Source organism: Psychrobacter sp. AntiMn-1, assembly GCF_001854065.1.
GTDB lineage: Bacteria > Pseudomonadota > Gammaproteobacteria > Pseudomonadales > Moraxellaceae > Psychrobacter > Psychrobacter pacificensis.
In genome coordinates, this window is sequence record NZ_CP012969.1 from 648,134 (window position 1) to 666,701 (window position 18,568).

The window sequence follows — 18,568 nt, forward strand, 5'->3', positions numbered from 1 at the left end:
CTTTCACGATATTCGTATACTACCAAAAACCTATTCATGCTTTGGTTGGCTAGGTTAGCGAACGCCACTTTGGTTGGTATTATTATTTGGTGGAAATACCAACTCTACTCGCTGATTACCACCAGCGGTCGCTTCTACATCACCTGCTTTTAGACTATAACGAATAACATTACCGGCAAAACTTGCCCCATTCTGAACCAGCTTGGCATTTCCTGTTAGAGTGATAATGCCAGATACCGCGTTATAATCAATCTTATTTGCCTGACCTTTTGCCAAGCCTTTTTCTTGCGTCACAACCTGCTGCATAGTTGCTGGACGACCCGTCGCTACCGCTGAATTAATGCTGCGCTGCTGCGAGAGATTGACTGTGATATTGTCCGCAGTCATTTTAAAAGTGCCTTGAGTAATAATGACATTACCTGAGTAACTAGTGACGCCAGTACGCTCACTATAAGTGGCCTTGTCCGCTAGCAGTTTGATTTGCTGATTGGCATCTGATGGCAGTGCATGGCCATACAATGGTAGGGCTAACAACATAAACGTTGGAACAACACGTAGCTTATGTGAGCAGATTGATGCGCATAAAGTAGGCAAAAATTTAGATTTCATATAATAACTCGTTTCATAATTGTTGATAGGATTTGCAAACTTCATGATGGCTGCTGTTTTAATGTAGTAGAAAACGCTAGTTTAAAATAATGCTTTGTCTTGACGATCAGCGGGCGTAAAAGCGACAGCAACTTGCCCAAACTCATATTCACCCGTTTCCAGATTGGCAGTCATGCTGGATGCTTCAAAACGATTCATCCCTTGTTCAATTTTGACGGGCTCATCGCTATACACTTGACCAGACTTTGTATTGCCTTTTAGGGTACTACCAGTCACTTTGATTGGCTCAATATCAGACGCCTCTTTATTACCTTCGCTAACCAGTGTAAAGCCACCTGATAAGCTCAACTCCCCTGTTTGCTGACTGATGGCTGCACTACCTGCTTGAATACGGTAGCGCTGCTCTGTTGACGGCTCCCAATTCATCGTGATGCCTGACATCTCATCCTGATTGGTCTCAGGATTATGCGTTAAAGACTCAGCAGTAAGTTCATACTCAGTTTCACCTTGCTCATTTGTCTGAACTGCTTTGATATCAGTGGCTTCATAATCGACATCTGTCGTCTCGATATTGACTGGTGGCGACACATCCCCTTGTTGCTGGAAAAACCAGCCCGCAATACCAGCAATAATCAACGCTAATATAATGAGAACACGTGTATTCACGACAGTTCATCCTGAGCTTGAGTTTCATCAAGCGTATAATGTGCAATAAAGTCTTGATAATGTCCGTACCCCTTTAAGATGAGATCACATACTTCACGTACTGCGCCGGTACCACCTGCTCGAGTGGTGACCATATCACTGCGTTTTATGACTTCCGCGTGTGCATTGGGTACGGTTGCTGCAAACCCTACCGTTTGCATCGCTTTAATATCTGGCAAGTCATCACCCATATAAGCGCAGTCGGCAGCAGTAATATTGAGCGCAGGGTCAAGAGACGATAATAACTCTTTTAGTGCAATGAGCTTATCATCCCGTCCTTGTACCACATGATTGACACCCATTTCTGTTGCACGTTTATCAACCATAGCGCTGCTACGCCCAGTAATAATAGCAGTTAAAATGCCATAACGCGCTAGAGACTTAACACCGACGCCATCCTGTACTGAAAACGCTTTGGTTTCGATACCATTTGCGTCGTAGATAATTTGACCATTAGATAAAATCCCATCGACATCCATGATCAATAGCTTTACTTGTCCGGCTTTTTTTATTAAATCTTGCATTATTTGTCTCTTTTTGACGAATATTTTTCTAACTATTTTATATGAAAAACCAATCGTTCTATCAACTATTAATGAATTACTTTACACCAGCTTGTAATAGATCATGAACCGTGATGACTGCTTCTAAACGATCTTCATCATCAATAATTAGTAATTGACTGATACCATTTTCATTCATGACACTCAAGGCATCCGATGCGCGCATTGTTTTACTGATATGGCGTGGGTTACTGACCATTACCTCATTCATCGGCGTTTGTAGATCAATACCTTTTTCAAGACCACGGCGTAAGTCACCATCTGTAAATACGCCAACGACTTTATCACTATCATCCGTCACCACGGTCATCCCTAAGCGTCCAGCAGACATCGTAAATAGTGCTTGCTGTAGCGGTGCTTGTTGGTGAATCAAGGGTAAGTCTTCTGACTTGGTATGCATTAAATCTTCGACACGCGTCAATAGTTGACGACCTAATGCGCCCGCTGGATGCGATAATGCAAAGTCCTCAGAAGTGAAGTTACGAGCATGTACCAAGGCGACCGCTAGAGCATCCCCTAACGCTAAGGTAGCCGTTGTACTCGATGTAGGGGCAAGATTGAGCGGACAAGCCTCTTGTGAGTGGCCAAGGGTCAAAACAATATCAGCCGCTCGTGGCAGCATACCGCGTTTATCTCGGCTGATACTAATTAGAGGGATGTGTAAGCGTTTGACCACTGGCAGTAGCATCTTAATCTCATCGGATTCACCAGAGTTCGAGATAGCAAGCAGTACATCACCTTTGACCAGCATGCCCAAATCGCCATGACCTGCCTCACCAGGATGCATAAAAAAAGCAGGCGTACCCGTCGAGGCAAAAGTCGCTGCTATTTTACGTCCAATCAATCCTGATTTACCCATGCCCGTTACTACCACTCGACCCTGACAAGCCAAAATAACGTCACATGCTTGTGCAAACCTGTCATCTATCTGCTCTGTCAACAATGCTAATGCAGATATCTCAGTATTAATCGCGTCAATAGCCGTTGTGATAAATTGCTCATGGGTCAAATCAGTTGTAGTATCGCTCATGGATCTGCTCTATTTTTATAATGAATCAACCTAGTATTTTACTATACTCTGTTTCATATTAATAATGGCCTACCATTTATATAATGGAGACAGCCATTATTTTTTACAGTAACTATCTGCTTATTTATATAAAAAAAAACCCACTATGTTAGCAGGTCTTAATCGTATAAATCATGTCTTTTAATGTATAGTTGGATAATACACTCAATGCGTGCAGCTAATTAACTATTGGTATCATTCGATCCGTTGTCCGGCTTTTCTTCAAAGCCCGTACCGTCTGTCGATGCATCAAAACCACGATCCTGTCCAAAGCCGCCGCGCTCAAAACCGCGTTCCTGACCTTGTCCAAAGCTACCACGCTCAAAGCCACGTTCTTGACCTTGACTAAACCCTCCGCGATTAAATCCACTACGACTAGAGACGAAACCACGCTCTTCAAAACCGCCCGCAGCAGGATTGCTGCCACGCTCAAAGCCACCACCTTGATAGCCAGTTTGCGCTAAGCCTTGAGGTTGAGCGCCAGTACCTGTAGTAGTTGTACTACTACGCGGGTTACGAGCTGGCACTACGGTTGAGATGGCGTGTTTATATACCATCTGACTAACTGTATTTTTGAGGAGTACAACATATTGATCGAACGATTCAATTTGGCCCTGCAGCTTGATACCGTTAACCAAAAAAATAGAGACAGGAATGCGATCTTTGCGCAGCGAATTCAAGAATGGATCTTGTAAAGTTTGTCCTTTTGACATGAAATCTCTCCTAAATATTATATAGTTATGTTTTGAGTGCCAATTATTCTAAGTGTCAATTTAATTATAGTGGCTAAAAGGTAGATACAATAATATGTTTTCTTTATAAAACGTATCTAAATAAATATTCATTGTTCTTAAGTTATTCCACTTTATCGCGAATACGTTATTATTGTAAATAATTAAGTAACTACTTGTTTCACTAATTATTTTATCTATAAATGTCGACTAATGCTTATTATCGAAGCAGTTATATTCGCTTCCTACTGCATTTTCAGATAATTTAAATTATAACAGCTATCTATGCTAATTTTTGAAACTAATTGTGATTATGCTTTCATCTATGAATAGAGCTTTCTACGAAAATAATCCACATTAAGTTTGATTCTTATAAAGTAAAAAGCAAGAAACATCTTTTCAATACAGATAATTTCTTGCCTGCTCCATCTTCGCAAATGTTTTTAGTACTATGGTGTTATTAGTAGCAGTACTATCAGATCCCATTGCCAATGCTGAAGAAGCATTAGGGAGCTGTATTACTTTTCGCAACCATGTGTACTGACGCTTTGCCAGCTGCCTTGTGGCATATAATGCCTTATTTTGCATTTCCTGACAAGCAAGCGCTTCGGTCTCAGCATAGGATACATCTGGCTGAGCATTTGTGTAAACGCCCTCGCCTTGTATCTTATTTATGGCCATTAGGCTTTTAGAGTCTGCGAAGGCTTCATAAAATTGGGCTTTGTCCAAATGGGTTTTATCCAATACTGGATGCTGCGTACGAACGAGATATTCCAATACTTGGCGATAACCCACACAGCGCATCGACGGCATATTAGGGGTCAGCGGGTACTTCTCAAGTAAGCCAACAACCTCTGCCACTAACCCTTCTTGCCACATGATATCAAGGCGCTGTTCGATACGCGCATGTAACCACGGGCGGTCTGGTATCACTGACAATGCATGCCACTGCTGTTCTGAATGATGGGCCAAAGCTTGTTTTGGCTCACGCTGCCAGTCGCTTATGGGCCTATCTGTCTGCAAATAAACCTCAATTGCCCGAGTAATGCGCTGAGTATCCGTCGCATTCAAACGCTGATGGCTTATCGGGTCAACATTGCCAAGATAATCATATAAAGCACTGATACCTTCCTCTTGACGCCATTGTTCTACGCGTGCACGTACGCTGTCATCGCTATCAGGCACTGAAGACAGGCCATCGAGTAGCGCCATGTAGTACATCATAGTGCCGCCTACTAACAGCGGTATCTTTTTGCGCTCATGACACTCATCAATAAGACGTGCTACATCACCAACAAACTCAGCGACGCTATAGCTTTGCATGGGATCAATAATATCAACCAAATGATGCGGATAACGCGTTAACTCATCTGCTGTTGGTTTTGCGGTACCAATATTCATATCACGATATATCAGCGCTGAATCTACCGAAACAAGCTCATATCTCCCTGTGTCATATAGCTCATATGCCAATGCTGTTTTTCCGCTGGCAGTGGGCGCCATCAGACACACGACACTATTATCAGGCAGATTAGTAGAGACGCTATCAGACGAATATTGCATAGAATTGCCTTTCTCAATATGTAGTTGACTAAAATAGTAGTCAGCTTGATATTTATTCGGATGTAGAAGATAACATTAGTGTGACTAAACGATGACTGTCTAAGATTTTGATCGCATTTCTTGTCAGTATATCAGCGAGATCTGCGACAAAAACTGCTGAGTCTTGTGCAGTCATTTGCGAGCTTGCTGTTGTAAGCTGTTGATTGATCTCCATAGCACTGTTTGACATTTTATCTTTATTAAATACCTTATTGCTAAATATAGATGATTCAAACAACTGGCTTACCTTTGACTGCCAGTCTTTAGTACTTATTAATAGACATTGCCCTTGATGATGAAATAAGAGCCAAGGTAGGTTTTTATCAGTTGCGGTTGAATCGATAACAAGAGCCTCTGCATCATTAATAATATCCAAGCAGATTGGTAAGGATGAAACTGTAGGCGCTTCGGATGAACGATACGAAGTATGGCGACTTTGCTGTAACGGCTCATCGACATAAGATGGTGTTGATTCTTTAGCTGGCGACTTATGTGAAAATGATTTGCTTGAAGCAGATTGATATGACTGCCTAGGAGCTTGCACTTGTCTGCTCTGTCTTGTGTGATCTATAGGCATATCATTGGGCAAATGTGTGTCAGACAAATTATCTACAGAGACGTCTTTTTTTGACACTTCTGGATTATCGGGGCTAGCAACCTTTGGCGTAGCATTGACTATTTTTAGCTGTGAACGAATCGTATGGCTTAAGTGAGCCATGATATTGTTTAGCGGACTGATTTTGATACGCTGCTTCGATGGATGCACATTGACATTGAGCCACTGGGTTGGCAACTCAAAATAAAGCGCATACCCCATACCTGCTAGCTGTACGCTCTGAGCCAGTTGACGCATTTGGTTACTGATCAACGCCTCTTTTACCAAGCGACCATTCACATAGATCAGCTTTGGCAATGCTATCTGCTCATCAGTCATCGGCCATAACCAGCCACTGATTGCTGCCTGATCAACTGTGCTAGCGCCGTACGCTACAGACGACTGCACAAGACTCGATAAATCTATCGATACTGCTAGCGCATTGTCCGTTAATGGCATACCAGTCGCTTGCTCGAGACGCGGTAACGGTAGACGGTTAGCATCATTATCGTTAACGTTTGTAGCATTTGCAGACAATGATAACCGCTTTTTATTGTCATGAAAAAGTGTCAGTGCGACATCAGCTCGCGCCAGTGCAACCTCACGGACGATGGTTTCAATATGAGCAAATTCAGTAGCGATAGACTTTAGATTGCCGCGCCTAGCAGGCACATTAAAATACAAATCTTTAATCGTGACTGTGGTGCCGCGATTATGCACGACTGGTGTGAGCTTCGGTGTATCATCTAATACTCCAGCCACCTGTAGTTGACGGCCTATACCACTCTCATCATGGCTACTCGTCAAGGTCAAACGAGAGACAGCCGCCATCGCTGCCAATGCTTCACCGCGAAAACCGAGCGTCGTAATGCCGTGCAAGTTCGCAACATCAGCGACTTTGCTAGTCGCATGACGAGTAATCGCCATCACCATATCATCAGGATGAATACCCACACCGTTATCCACCACTTCAATCATGCCCATACCACCTTGAGTAATACGTACCTCAATATTGGTGGCACCTGCATCAATGGCATTTTCGAGCAGCTCTTTGACGACCGCTGCTGGACGTGTCACGACCTCACCTGCTGCTAGTTGATTAATCAGCAGCGGCGATAGTTTTTTGATACGGGTGTTGGGGTGATTATCTGGCATTGATAGATGTCATATTTTAAAAGAATGGCAAGTGGTGTGATTTAGATATTAAATTTTGATAAATCCAGACCTTGCGCTTGGCCTGCTTTTGATACTCTTAAGTGCACTTGGCGTGCTTCATTACCTTTATCATCGTTTTCAACTTGCGTAATATCGATAAACAAAGTTGGCATCGGTAGATAACCATCAGCACGGCTCGCCCATTCAATGATAACGAGCGCTTCAGGCTCATCTAAATACTCATCAAAGCCAATAAAAGACAGCTCTTCTGGATCTTGGAGACGATATAAATCTGCATGATAAACTGGCTTAGTCGTGCCATTGTTTTGTTCAATGCTATAAGGCTCAACCAAGGTATACGTTGGGCTTTTTACCGCTCCAGTATGACCGAGAGCATGCAACCAGTAACGCGTTAAAGTGGTTTTACCTGCACCCAAATCCCCTGCCAGCCACACACTACCCGTCAGCGGCAATGCTGCCAGTTGCTTAGCCAATAACTGTGTATCTTGCTCAGAGTTCAGTATCAAAGTTTGCACGCTGTCACTGTTTTCTATTGATTGATCATTATGCATCAGTCTGAACCTGCCTGTGCTTGCTCTGGCTGTACCTGCATAGTCACCGTTGGGTTGGTGAAGCTTTCACCGCGAATCAGCTTGGCGTATAGCTCAGAGTCCGTCCACTCAGCACGAACTTGTTCACTAAATTCGAAATCCTCTAAAACCAGCTTACCCATTTGCTCGTTTGCCACATCATCGGCGAAACACTGCGCGTAACCCGTCGCGGTTTCATGAGCAATCACTGAATACACACTGACATCCGCCTCACCATTTTGCATTTGCGTCTGTCGCAGTATTTCTTGCGCCCAAAAGAAAATCACCCGTGAAAACTGTTCTGCCGATGGTGAGACTGGCAGACTGATCCAACGTGCGCTAAATTTCTTACACGCTGCGACATATTCAGGATCGTCTTTGTTCCAAAAACAAATCGCATGATCAAAGCTGTCGATAATGTCTTTGATCGAAGATTTTAGCAGCCCAAAGTCATAAACCATTTGCCCATGGTCTAGACGGGTGGCTTCTAAAATCAGCTCAATCTGATAGCTGTGACCATGGATGGAGTGCTTGCAACGCTCAGAGCTACAGTTGCGAACGATGTGAGCGTTTTCAAATTTGAATAGTTTACGTATACGCATAATAATTTGACCAAAACAGTGAGCACGATGGTGCTAAATGTTAATAAATAAGAGTTTGCCGCGTTTATGAATCGGTTTATGGCTAATTATAGCAAATCGCCATGTATCCGTAAGTAAGCACTTATGAATACCATGATTAATTGAACGAATCGATTAGCGCATAACTTGGCTAAAGCAATGATTTCGCTAAAGGAAAGAAGCAAGAGAACTGAATCGTAGGCGAATTGAATTGTGCGAGTACTATCTATTACTAATGCTTAAGCCTATACTCGATTTAGTAAGCGACTATGTTAGTCGTCACCATACTTACCTTAAGTCAGCCCAATTGGCTTAGCTGGTTGTATGCGTTATCTACAAAGGAATTACCATGAGCAAAGTCAAGACAGTAAGAAGAATGTCAAAAAGAAACCACTTTTGACAGCAAAAGAAAAGAAAGCGGCGAAAAAAGACGACAATGGTAGCATCTTAGGTAAACATTAATATTTCTCGTATCAATATGCCAATCTGACCTAGTGGTTTGATTGGCGTTTTTTTGAGTTGGCCACTCGTTTTTTTTAGGCACTGCGCGGCGCAAACATAATAACCGCCATTCCTAATAGTGCAACTACTGAGCCCACTATGTCCCACATGGTTGGTCGTATCCCATTGACCGTCCATAACCATAAAATCGCCATACAAATATATACGCCACCATAGGCCGCATAGACCCTACCTGCAGCAGTCGGATGTAATGACAGCAGCCAGACAAACGCGATCAAACTCAGCGCGCCAGGTATTAATAGCCAGATAGATTTATCTTCTCGTAACCATAGATAAGGCAAATAACACCCTGCAATCTCAGCCAATGCGGTCAGCGCAAAAAGCCCAACGGTTTTTAATTCTGTCAAACTTACCTACTCCTCAACGGTAATAAATCCAGTCAGGTATTGTACGGCATTGCCAGAAATAAGCACTCTATCGTCTGCCACGGTACAGTCAAGCACACCGCCGCGACTAGATGCTTGATAAGCGACTAATTCATTTTTGGCTAAACGCTTCGCCCATAAAGGGGCAAGTCCAGTATGAATCGAACCTGTTACTGGGTCTTCATCACCACCATTTGCTGGCCGAAAGTATCTAGAGATAAAATCATAATCATGATACCTCTCTGAGGTTGCCTGACAAGTTACCACCACATCATAGGGCGCTAGCTGCTTCAACTTTTCATTATCACGCGCGACATTCAGCACATCGGATTCAGAATCATAGATGACGAAATACGCTTGAGTATTACGATAGACTTCAGCAGGCCCAATGGATAGACCTGCTAATAAACTATCAGGAATCTCATCGATTCTCTCAGGCATTCTATTGGGAAAATCCATTTGCATTTTGCCAGAATCCGTTTTTGCGACTGTCAAAATACCAACCGCTTTGGCTGAAAAGTTAATCGACTGTACGTTTGAATTTTTATTAAACAATACATAGGCAGCGGCTAAGGTCGCATGACCACAGAAGTCAATTTCGGTCAATGGTGAGAACCAACGAATATGATAAACACCTTTGCCATCAGCAACAATAAAAGCGGTCTCAGACAAGTTATTTTCAGACGCAATAGACTGCATCAAAGCATCATCTAACCATGTATATGTCACAATAACCGCCGCAGAATTGCCTTTAAACAACGTGTCAGTGAAGGCGTCTATAATATTTATTTCTAGTTGCATGTGATGTTCTCATTTTTATAATTTTTTAAAGATTAATCTTGGTCATCATTATCTTAGGAGAAATCAAAATAAGAAATAGTTGACCAAAACTTAATACTTAGATCAATAGGCAATACTTTCAATGATGTTGTACTGTAGCTAACCGGTCTTGGCAACGAGCTAATATACCTAGCTCGCTAATTGTCTCAAAAAATCTCACTATAGCTAGGACAACATAATTACTTTAGCATTTTGACAATATTGAAATAGTATGACACACAAAACCCCAGTAAAATCTATCATGGCAAACAAACTTCTTAAATAACCGCCTATCTAGGCCATACCAACACTTTAAATTTAAATAGGAAATTAGCGTCATGATGCGTATTGGATTGTTTTTATTGACCAACTTGGCCGTGATCGTGGTCTTTAGCATTGTGTTTGGGATACTATCCAGATTTTTTGGGATTGGCGGTGTATATACGGCAGGCGGGCTAAATTATGTCAGCCTTGCAATTATGTGCGGTATCTACGGTATGGTCGGCTCAATGATTTCGCTATTTCTGTCGAAATGGATGGCCAAAAAATCCACGGGTACGGTGGTAATAGAATCCGCACGCAACCCAACTGAGCAATGGCTGGTCGATACAGTGGCAAAACAAGCGCAAGCGGTAAACATCGGTATGCCTGAGGTTGGTATTTTTAATAACTCGCAGCCAAACGCGTTTGCAACTGGCTGGAATAAGAATAAAGCGCTGGTAGCGGTATCCTCTGGTCTACTACAAAATATGAATCAAGATGAAGTCGAAGCGGTACTAGCGCATGAGATTGGTCATGTAGCCAACGGTGATATGGTAACCCTTGCCCTCATTCAAGGCGTGGTCAATGCGTTTGTGATGTTCTTTGCGCGCATTATCGGTAGTTTCGTGGACCGTACTGTGTTCAAAAACACCAGTGATCGCCCAGGTATCGGTTACTTTATCACCAGTATTGTGATGGATATTTTGCTTGGGTTTTTGGCGTCTGCTATCGTGATGTGGTTCTCACGCTTACGTGAATTCCGTGCGGATCAAATGGGCGCCAAACTTGCCAGCCGCGAAAAAATGATCAGTGCGCTTGATGCTCTGCGTCCTTCTGCACAGCGACCAGATCAAATGCCTGAGAGTATGAAAGCATTTGCAATCTCGTCTGGACAATCTCAAGGCTTTAGTATTGCCAACCTGTTCCGCTCACACCCAACATTGGATGATCGTATTGCGGCGTTGAGAGAATATAATCCTAGTGAAAGGTGATGGATTGTTTGGTTCATTATTGATTGCTAGAAGCACAACCTTTAAATTGGGCTAGTGATCTGTAGGTTATACCTTGATTTTGGTCAATATAGCAAAATTTATAGTTTAAAAATATAGACTCACTATACGAACCAATGCAACTAGGCTTGATCAAACATTGCTCATCATTTTTATCCTAAGATCAAATGCAATATAAATATCCTGAAACTCTGGACTATATAATTCCACAACACCTTTTATATTTTTTACCACTACCACATGGACACTGTTGGTTACGACCTATCTTTTCTTTTTTTATAGTTTTTTTCACTTCATTAAAAGGTACAGGGTAACGATTAATTGCAGATTGATAACTAATTTCCATATTACTTATTTCCACACAACCACCGCCAACACCTACTGAAAGCGAGTGTTCCAATATATCCAACCCCACCTTGCAACCTGATATACTCATAGATGAAGAGCTCAAAACTTGACCACTTCGAGTCACTACTTTTAAGTCTTCATTTTCTCGACAGCTAATCTTTACTCCATGATGCATCATTTCAAGTCTTTCGATAATTAGGGTGTGAGGAGCCTCTGACCTCAATACTAGAGAAATATTTCCTGAGTTTTTTCGAATCGTAATTTTTGCTCCAATAACTTCAACGTCCCAATTTAATGTAGAAGTAACCCATTCATTATTTACAATCTTCAGTATTTCTTTACCATCAAAATTTGTAAGATAGGCGTTAATTCTAAAGGGTGATCCTGTGCACTCAGGTCTTTTCACAGAGAAAATACTTTCACCATCAATATTAATTAAAGAATCTACATTTTTACATATCAAGGTGCCTAATTTTATAGTAGGTTCTACAAGACCAAGATCAAAAGGACCAAAAGAAAATCCTTTCTGATTACAAATAGGATTTAAAGATCGCATTTTGATAGTGTCTTTAGATAGAATTATTCTAGTGACTCGATCATGGCAGCCTCCACACAACAAAACAATATGTTCAGGATTGTGTTCCTTTGCTTCAGCAAAAGTAGGATCAAGATGTTCATATTGATATACGGCGTTACCACAGTTAACACAACCAAACCCACAGCGCTGCCTAACTTCTCTTTTCACTAAAGAGGATATAGTATCTTTTAAACCATATTTATTGACTCTCAATTTTACTGTCCTTAATATTTTTTTAAAGTGAAAGCTAATGAGTATAAAAAGTAGAGCATTTGTAGAAAATAAAATGGTAGCTACCAGTGATAGTAGCAAGAACGCCATGTCACCGCTAGCCCCCTTTATTCATATAACTAGACATAAAAAAAGCCTATCTATAAAAGATAGGCTTTTCTAAATAACATTTGCTAATTAAATATCAAACTCAAGCGCTCTATCACCTTCGCTATCTTTGATACGCGTTGGCAGACCAATCTTATTCAATAGATTAATAAATGGCTTGGCATCTAGCTCTTCGACGTTGACCATCTTGCCTGCGTCCCATTCGCCAGTCGCGACTAGTATTGCCGCAGCAACAGGTGGCACGCCTGCAGTATACGAGATACCTTGGCTACCCACTTCGTTGTAAGCGTCTTTATGATCTGAGACATTGTAGATAAACACTTCCGTCTCAACGCCATTGATTTTACCTTTAACTTTATCACCAATGCAAGTCTTGCCTGTATATTCTGGTGCAAGCGAGCTTGGATCTGGTAGTACCGCCTTCACGACTTTTAGCGGCACCACTTCTTGGCCTTCAGCCGTCATCACTGGCTGCTCAGACAGTAGGCCTAAGCTCTGTAGCACGGTGAATACATTGATATAATGCTCACCAAAGCCCATCCAAAAACGAATGTTTGGTACATCTAGGTTGGCTGACAATGAATGCACTTCATCATGACCACTCAGATAGCTGTTCTGCACACCCACAACTGGCAAATCATCTGTACGTTTGACTTCAAACATTTTATTAGACTGCCACTTGCTATCTTGCCAAGAGTAAACTGTCCCTGTGAACTCACGGAAGTTGATCTCTGGGTCAAAGTTAGTCGCAAAATATTTGCCATGACTGCCCGCATTGATATCAATGATGTCAATATCAGTCACAGATCCTGCATCCATCATGTCATAACCCAAGCGTGCATACGCATTGACCACACCGGGATCAAAGCCTGCACCTAAAATAGCAGTGACATTATTGTCTGCACAGCGCTGTTTGCGTTGCCACTCGTAGTTGTTGTACCACGGCGGCGTCTCACAAATCTTGCGTGGATCTTCATGAATAGCCGTATCTATATATGCCGTGCCTGTTTCAATACAAGCTTCTAGTACGGTCATATTGATAAATGCCGAGCCAACATTAATAAGTATCTGTATTTTTGTGTCTTGTATCAGCTGCACGAGTGCTTGGCTGTCCATCGCATCGACCTGATGCGTATGCAAGACTGCAGCCTGCTTAAAGCTGTCTTTTTCTTTTACGCTCTGCGCGATGGCATCGCATTTGTCTTTGGTACGTGAGGCGATATGGATCTCGCCGAGCACATCATTGTGCATCGCACATTTATGCGCGACCACTTGAGCGACGCCGCCTGCTCCGATGATAAGTACGTCTTTTTTGTTAGATTTGGCTGGTTGGTTTGTGTTCAATGAACAATCCTCCTTTGTGTCCCTGTCGATACCATTGATTTTGGCTATGCAAAACAGAAACGAGTGAATGATATGCGTGAATTAAAAAGGAAGACCGAGGAAAACCCACGCACCCGTCGGGCAGATAATACTCCATTATTTGCCCGACGCGATTATAACAATTTTTATTCCCTTATCGGTAAAAAATATGTATAAAAAGTAGAGATATTAAAATGCATACTAATACAGGTTAAGCCTTTGTTTTTTAAACATTAAAATACAAAACCCGACAATAACATAGTCTTAAAAACTAAGGCTACTAAGGCTTAAGATAGGCTGGCTTTATATTCCTCATAGTCGAACTCACGCTGGATATCGGTACTGCCGTCCAAACGACGAATCACAATCGCTGGCATATTAACCCCATTGAACCAGTTTTTCTTGACCATCGTATAACCGGCAGCATTACCAAAGGCGATCTTATCGCCTATCTGAAGATTACTCGGTAATGCATACTCACCAAAGATATCACCTGCCAAGCAAGAACGACCATAAATAATGGTATGGTCTGCCGACTCAGCATTGGCTTCAGACGGCGCAGCTTCTGCTGGATTGCCAGTAGGTGCAATATTGCTAGCAGTATTATTGATCGCGACAATCGGTGCGGACTCACGATAGATAAGCAAGTCGAGCATATGTGCTTCAATCGAAGCGTCGACGACGGCGAGATTTTTTTGATTGTGCATGGTGTCTAACACTGTCGTGACCAACGTGCCCGCGCCATGGATACTTGCTTCGCCTGGTTCTAAATAAACTTGCACGCCATAGGTCTCACTAAATACTTTTAATCTGTCAGCCAGCTTTTCTAATGGATAATCAGGCGCGATAAAATGAATGCCGCCGCCTAAGCTTACCCATTCAAGTTGCTGCAAAATATCGCCAAATCTAGATTCGATATCTGCCAAACTTTCACTAAAGGCTTCAAAACTGTCATTCTCGCAATTGTTATGAATCATAACGCCTGTAATATCGCTTAGTACCGCTGCGATTTTATCTTTATCGTGCTCACCAAGGCGGCTAAATGGACGTGCAGGATCAGCAATCAAAAATGATGAGTTGCTGGTTTTTGGATTTAATCGTAAGCCTACTGGAACACCTTGCGCTGCCGCTTGATTTTTAAAAGCAGTTAGCTGTGAGATTGAGTTAAATATAATCTTATCAGCATAACTGAGTACTTCAGGAATTTCATCTGCACTATAGGCGACGCTATAAGCGTGGGTTTCTTTTTTATCGCTGCTACTGGCATCAGCGTTATTACCAAAGGTCTCATAGCCCAATCTCACTTCGTTAAGTGAAGACGAAGTCGTGCCATGCAGATAAGGCTGCATCACATCAAAAACACCCCATGTGGCAAAGCATTTGAGTGCCAATAATGCTTTTGCACCAGACAGCTCACATAGCCTAGCGATGATTTTCATATTGGCAACGATCGCCGCTTCATCAAGCACGTAGTATGGCGTTGGTGGCAACGATACGTTGATAGAATTCTCTAGATTTTTTGCATTCATAATAGGTTACCTAATAGACACTCTGCTGTTGGTATCTTGACAGACAGATATAAATATTTGCGCTATAGTAGACTAAATCCATCATAATTAGAATATCTTATGGCACTCTCAACCGATTATTCCACCTCTGCCAGTCGATCCCATGCCTCTCAATTAGACCCAAAACATATAGACTTGACGCACCTCCACCCGGATGCGCGTGCAGTATTGGATTTTTGGTTTGATAAAGATAATGAAGCGTGTTGGTTTGAACAAAACGATCGTTTTGATAAGCAGATAAAGGACAAGTTTGGTGACATTTGGCAGGCAGCAAAGCAAGGTGAATGCGTTAAATGGCGCCTCGCAGAATCTTCTCTAGATGGCAATAGTTCAATAACAGCGCTAGCAGGACGATTGGCAGAAATCATTGTCTTAGATCAGTTTTCACGAAACCTGTGTCGCGAACAAGCCTGTGCTTTTGCCCAAGACGGTATGGCATTAGTTTTAGCACAAGAAGCCACTCAGCAGCCCTATTTTGACACTTTACCGATGCAATGGCGTAAGTTTATGATTATCCCATTTATGCACTCTGAATCTGCCTTAATTCATGAGCGCTATTTGCCATTATTTAGACAGTTAAATGATGCCACTACGCTAGATTTTGAATATCGTCATAAAGAAATTATTGATCAATTTGGGCGTTACCCACATCGTAATGAGGCACTAGGGCGCAAATCAACTGAGGATGAAAAAGCCTTTTTGCAACAGCCAAATTCTTCATTTTAAAGTAGGTTTTATCCAGTCTGCTTACTTTGTCACATTCTTATAGTGTCTTTATATAAAACAAGGACTGAGCCAGTTATCTGGTTCAGTCCTTTTGTTTGTACAATTGATTAAACGGCTTAACTAATAATTTACCTTACCCGTCGTAAAAGTGAATGACTTACTTTCTAAGTTTTTATCATCAATCAAGATATCAAAGCTTACTTGATACTTTGTATTGCCATACAGACCACATTGCTGGCTTTGATTTGCCGCGCGATTAACTTCGCAGCTCTTTAGTGCATCTGTTAATGGCAAAATAAATGCCTCATTCGCTGGTAATGCGTAGTTGGTGTTCACATACGGATCGTTATCAAAGTCGATCAATTGAATCGGTATATTAGTATTTCGCTGAGTATCTCGGAACTTGATGTTGCTGACTTTGATTTTGTTTGCTGATGGCATACTCACATAAACAGGCTGTCCGATAGGATCGGTACGTAAATCGCGACCTGTGCCTTTAACAGGGTTTGGCGACTCACTATACAGAGCAGTTACTGTATCAGTCACACCTTGACAGGGATAAGTAAAAACACCTGACACGGTTGTATCTTTGGTCGCTTTTGTCGCTGAGGCATGGCTAACCAAGACATAACCTTGGTTAAGAGCTGGATTTTTGGCATCCGGTTTATATAAAACCATGGCTGAGCCAACAGCGCTTGAGGTGGGTAGCATCAATGAACGCAAATGATAGGGTGCTGCCAACAACGACTTGGCCATTGATGTTGCCACCACATCCGTTTTCAGAAAGCTTCCTGCTGAATTGAAGTAGACAGATTGAGCAATATTTTCTGTGGCACCATATTGTGCGTTGCTGTATTTTGCGTTTAATAAGCGATCTGAGAAATCTAATCCACCGAAGAATGGGTTATTGCTACCTGTCAAACTAGCAATATCGCTGATTTTATTTTCGACATGGGCATTAAAACTGGTCGGCGTGCTATTAGCAAAGACGTATTTGATATAGTTTGCGTGCTTAATCGCAATATCATCAAGCGCCGTATCGACAGATAAGCCACTTAAACCACAACTGGTTCTTGCCAAACTAAATTGATTATTAGCACTTAAGGCTGCTTGCGGATTATTCTCAGTTGGCGCATTGCTTTCATTAATAGGATTACTATCTTGCTCATCTTGTGTTTCGCTCTGTGGATTATTGGATGTAGAACCATTATCAGAGTCACCACCACCACCGCAGGCGGTTAAAAATACCGCTAAGAAAAGCACTACAGCAAGGTTCTTTTGAGGGGGATGAGCCATCATTTCTTATCCTATAAAATAGTAATATATATAATTCATAGTGAGAATAAAACTCAAAATAAAAGCTTAGTTATTGATTTAACAGCACTTTATACCAAGAGCAACATATTGTATTACATTTTATAAATTTTCGCTCGTTATTTTTCCGAAAATTTGCCTATTTGTTAACATAGGTATATATCTTCTTTCTGCTGGTACATTAAATCTTTATTATTAGACGATTTCTAGACGAGATATTGTCGTTTAAAATTAGCTCTCTAATGCCTTTCTCACTGGCGCAAAGCTGCGCCTATGTGCTGATAAGACACCATGTCTCTCAATGGCTTCCATATGTGCGCGAGTTGGATAGCCTTTATGTTTGGCAATACCGTATTCTGGATACTGCATGTCAAGGGCATACATGGTCTCATCACGGCTCACCTTTGCCAATATACTAGCCGCTGCGATACTGGTATGACGTGCATCACCCTTCACCCATGCTTGGCAATCAACAGAAGATGGCGATATGCCCAATTCGTGAAATGTAGCATGGCTCAAATCAGGACAGCGATTACCATCAAACAATACTTCAATTTGTAATTGTTTAAGCAATGTATTCTCATTGTTTTTAGTCACCAAGCATGTAAGAGCGGCATCTAGCAGTGCCTCCGTACACAAGCGCATACCAAGCATCGTTGCTTGTAAAATATTGACTTGATCGATGACAGCTGCGGGTATATCAGCGATGATATAACCGAGGGCATGCACCTTTACCAGTGGATAAAGGATATCGCGCTTTTTTTCACTCAGTTTTTTGGAGTCTGTCAGTATCGACAATGGTGTGTCTTTGAGTGGTTGTTCTTCAATCAATCCTGACCAAGACGCAGGCAATATCGCGGCGGCCACATTGACACTACCTAATAACGGTCCACGTCCTGCTTCATCAACGCCAATTTTTAATATTGACTGTTCTAAGCGTTGCGCTTCATCGCGCTCATATTGAGCAAACAGCTTAGAGGTATTCAACTGTCCATATAAGCGTATAGGCGCCGCCAATTGAATATACTGCCCTTTGACATCAATATGATCAGTACTGACGTCAATTATCTGGGCTAGGTTTTTTGTGCTAGGTTGAATTTGCATAATATTAGAAAGTC

Annotated in this window: 19 protein-coding genes; 3 read left to right on the top strand and 16 right to left on the bottom strand. The window is 41.9% G+C overall.

Annotation, left to right across the window (positions count from 1 at the left end; all coding sequences use genetic code 11):
* Positions 1–54: 54 nt before the first annotated feature.
* The 9 genes from lptA to AOT82_RS02630 form a co-directional block, all read right to left on the bottom strand.
* Positions 55–537, bottom strand: a complete 483-nt coding sequence (lptA, locus tag AOT82_RS02590) for a lipopolysaccharide transport periplasmic protein LptA (RefSeq protein ID WP_223334273.1) — start codon at positions 535–537, stop codon at positions 55–57.
* A gap of 153 nt (positions 538–690) precedes the next feature.
* Positions 691–1,275 carry an LPS export ABC transporter periplasmic protein LptC gene (gene lptC / locus AOT82_RS02595; RefSeq protein WP_058024069.1) on the bottom strand — a complete coding sequence of 195 codons (585 nt, stop codon included), beginning with the start codon at positions 1,273–1,275 and terminating at the stop codon, positions 691–693.
* On the bottom strand, positions 1,272–1,838 hold the full coding sequence (locus tag AOT82_RS02600) for a KdsC family phosphatase (RefSeq protein ID WP_071001685.1): 567 nt from the start codon (positions 1,836–1,838) through the stop codon (positions 1,272–1,274). The genes lptC and AOT82_RS02600 overlap by 4 nt, the downstream gene beginning before the upstream one ends.
* A 76-nt stretch (positions 1,839–1,914) precedes the next feature.
* Positions 1,915–2,907: a KpsF/GutQ family sugar-phosphate isomerase gene (locus tag AOT82_RS02605; RefSeq protein WP_071001686.1), complete on the bottom strand. Its 993-nt coding sequence runs from the start codon at positions 2,905–2,907 to the stop codon at positions 1,915–1,917.
* A 221-nt stretch (positions 2,908–3,128) separates the two neighbouring features.
* A complete protein-coding gene (hfq, locus tag AOT82_RS02610) occupies positions 3,129–3,659 on the bottom strand; it encodes an RNA chaperone Hfq (protein WP_071001687.1) in 531 nt (176 codons plus the stop codon).
* 417 nt (positions 3,660–4,076) lie between these two features.
* Complete coding sequence (gene miaA / locus AOT82_RS02615) at positions 4,077–5,240, bottom strand: tRNA (adenosine(37)-N6)-dimethylallyltransferase MiaA (protein ID WP_071001689.1); 1,164 nt, start codon at positions 5,238–5,240, stop codon at positions 4,077–4,079.
* Positions 5,241–5,292: 52 nt separating this feature from the next.
* On the bottom strand, positions 5,293–7,029 hold the full coding sequence (gene mutL / locus AOT82_RS02620) for a DNA mismatch repair endonuclease MutL (RefSeq protein ID WP_071001690.1): 1,737 nt from the start codon (positions 7,027–7,029) through the stop codon (positions 5,293–5,295).
* A 41-nt stretch (positions 7,030–7,070) separates the two neighbouring features.
* The gene (gene tsaE, locus AOT82_RS02625; protein ID WP_071001691.1) at positions 7,071–7,601 is read right to left on the bottom strand and encodes a tRNA (adenosine(37)-N6)-threonylcarbamoyltransferase complex ATPase subunit type 1 TsaE; all 531 of its coding nucleotides are present in this window, start codon (positions 7,599–7,601) and stop codon (positions 7,071–7,073) included.
* A complete protein-coding gene (locus AOT82_RS02630) occupies positions 7,601–8,221 on the bottom strand; it encodes a 6-pyruvoyl trahydropterin synthase family protein (RefSeq protein ID WP_071001693.1) in 621 nt (206 codons plus the stop codon). Before AOT82_RS02630 ends, tsaE begins: the two co-directional genes overlap by 1 nt.
* Positions 8,222–8,563: 342 nt before the next feature.
* On the opposite strand from AOT82_RS02630, the gene AOT82_RS13915 reads away from it, so the two are divergent.
* Entirely contained in the window at positions 8,564–8,701 is a 138-nt protein-coding gene (locus AOT82_RS13915; RefSeq protein WP_197496715.1) for a hypothetical protein, read from the top strand.
* A gap of 74 nt (positions 8,702–8,775) precedes the next feature.
* On the opposite strand, the gene AOT82_RS13780 is transcribed toward AOT82_RS13915, so the two are convergent.
* On the bottom strand, positions 8,776–9,108 hold the full coding sequence (locus AOT82_RS13780) for a YnfA family protein (RefSeq protein WP_071001695.1): 333 nt from the start codon (positions 9,106–9,108) through the stop codon (positions 8,776–8,778).
* Between the two features lie 6 nt (positions 9,109–9,114).
* A complete protein-coding gene (locus AOT82_RS02640) occupies positions 9,115–9,927 on the bottom strand; it encodes a PhzF family phenazine biosynthesis protein (protein WP_071001696.1) in 813 nt (270 codons plus the stop codon).
* 356 nt (positions 9,928–10,283) lie between these two features.
* Between AOT82_RS02640 and htpX the strand changes: the two genes are divergently transcribed.
* Positions 10,284–11,198, top strand: a complete 915-nt coding sequence (gene htpX / locus AOT82_RS02645) for a protease HtpX (RefSeq protein ID WP_071001698.1) — start codon at positions 10,284–10,286, stop codon at positions 11,196–11,198.
* Between the two features lie 214 nt (positions 11,199–11,412).
* On the opposite strand, the gene AOT82_RS13920 is transcribed toward htpX, so the two are convergent.
* The 3 genes from AOT82_RS13920 to AOT82_RS02660 all read right to left on the bottom strand — a co-directional run bounded on the left by AOT82_RS13920 (position 11,413) and on the right by AOT82_RS02660 (position 15,371).
* A complete protein-coding gene (locus AOT82_RS13920) occupies positions 11,413–12,354 on the bottom strand; it encodes an SEC-C metal-binding domain-containing protein (protein WP_197496717.1) in 942 nt (313 codons plus the stop codon).
* Between the two features lie 195 nt (positions 12,355–12,549).
* Complete coding sequence (locus tag AOT82_RS02655; protein ID WP_071001702.1) at positions 12,550–13,824, bottom strand: saccharopine dehydrogenase family protein; 1,275 nt, start codon at positions 13,822–13,824, stop codon at positions 12,550–12,552.
* Positions 13,825–14,129: 305 nt separating this feature from the next.
* Positions 14,130–15,371 carry a carboxynorspermidine decarboxylase gene (locus AOT82_RS02660; protein ID WP_071001704.1) on the bottom strand — a complete coding sequence of 414 codons (1,242 nt, stop codon included), beginning with the start codon at positions 15,369–15,371 and terminating at the stop codon, positions 14,130–14,132.
* A gap of 99 nt (positions 15,372–15,470) precedes the next feature.
* Here AOT82_RS02660 and AOT82_RS02665 point away from each other — a divergent pair, with 99 nt between their 5' ends.
* A complete protein-coding gene (locus AOT82_RS02665; RefSeq protein WP_083328820.1) occupies positions 15,471–16,136 on the top strand; it encodes a DUF924 family protein in 666 nt (221 codons plus the stop codon).
* Between the two features lie 120 nt (positions 16,137–16,256).
* Here the strand turns inward: AOT82_RS02665 and AOT82_RS02670 are convergent, their stop codons facing one another.
* Together AOT82_RS02670 and AOT82_RS02675 are read right to left on the bottom strand one after the other, a co-directional pair.
* A complete protein-coding gene (locus AOT82_RS02670) occupies positions 16,257–17,435 on the bottom strand; it encodes a CAP domain-containing protein (RefSeq protein ID WP_071001706.1) in 1,179 nt (392 codons plus the stop codon).
* A gap of 246 nt (positions 17,436–17,681) precedes the next feature.
* On the bottom strand, positions 17,682–18,554 hold the full coding sequence (locus AOT82_RS02675; RefSeq protein WP_083328821.1) for a ribonuclease HII: 873 nt from the start codon (positions 18,552–18,554) through the stop codon (positions 17,682–17,684).
* Positions 18,555–18,568: the final 14 nt, after the last annotated feature.

Coding starts and splice junctions, on each gene's coding strand:
- AOT82_RS02630 (WP_071001693.1), bottom strand. CDS start 8,221: ATGCGTATACGTAAACTATTCAAATTTGAAAACGCTCACATCGTTCGC.
- AOT82_RS02660 (WP_071001704.1), bottom strand. CDS start 15,371: ATGAATGCAAAAAATCTAGAGAATTCTATCAACGTATCGTTGCCACCA.
- AOT82_RS02600 (WP_071001685.1), bottom strand. CDS start 1,838: ATGCAAGATTTAATAAAAAAAGCCGGACAAGTAAAGCTATTGATCATG.
- miaA (WP_071001689.1), bottom strand. CDS start 5,240: ATGCAATATTCGTCTGATAGCGTCTCTACTAATCTGCCTGATAATAGT.
- AOT82_RS02665 (WP_083328820.1), top strand. CDS start 15,471: ATGGCACTCTCAACCGATTATTCCACCTCTGCCAGTCGATCCCATGCC.
- AOT82_RS02640 (WP_071001696.1), bottom strand. CDS start 9,927: ATGCAACTAGAAATAAATATTATAGACGCCTTCACTGACACGTTGTTT.
- AOT82_RS13915 (WP_197496715.1), top strand. CDS start 8,564: ATGCGTTATCTACAAAGGAATTACCATGAGCAAAGTCAAGACAGTAAG.
- hfq (WP_071001687.1), bottom strand. CDS start 3,659: ATGTCAAAAGGACAAACTTTACAAGATCCATTCTTGAATTCGCTGCGC.
- AOT82_RS02605 (WP_071001686.1), bottom strand. CDS start 2,907: ATGAGCGATACTACAACTGATTTGACCCATGAGCAATTTATCACAACG.
- AOT82_RS02675 (WP_083328821.1), bottom strand. CDS start 18,554: ATGCAAATTCAACCTAGCACAAAAAACCTAGCCCAGATAATTGACGTC.
- htpX (WP_071001698.1), top strand. CDS start 10,284: ATGATGCGTATTGGATTGTTTTTATTGACCAACTTGGCCGTGATCGTG.
- mutL (WP_071001690.1), bottom strand. CDS start 7,029: ATGCCAGATAATCACCCCAACACCCGTATCAAAAAACTATCGCCGCTG.
- tsaE (WP_071001691.1), bottom strand. CDS start 7,601: ATGCATAATGATCAATCAATAGAAAACAGTGACAGCGTGCAAACTTTG.
- lptA (WP_223334273.1), bottom strand. CDS start 537: ATGTTGTTAGCCCTACCATTGTATGGCCATGCACTGCCATCAGATGCC.
- AOT82_RS02670 (WP_071001706.1), bottom strand. CDS start 17,435: ATGATGGCTCATCCCCCTCAAAAGAACCTTGCTGTAGTGCTTTTCTTA.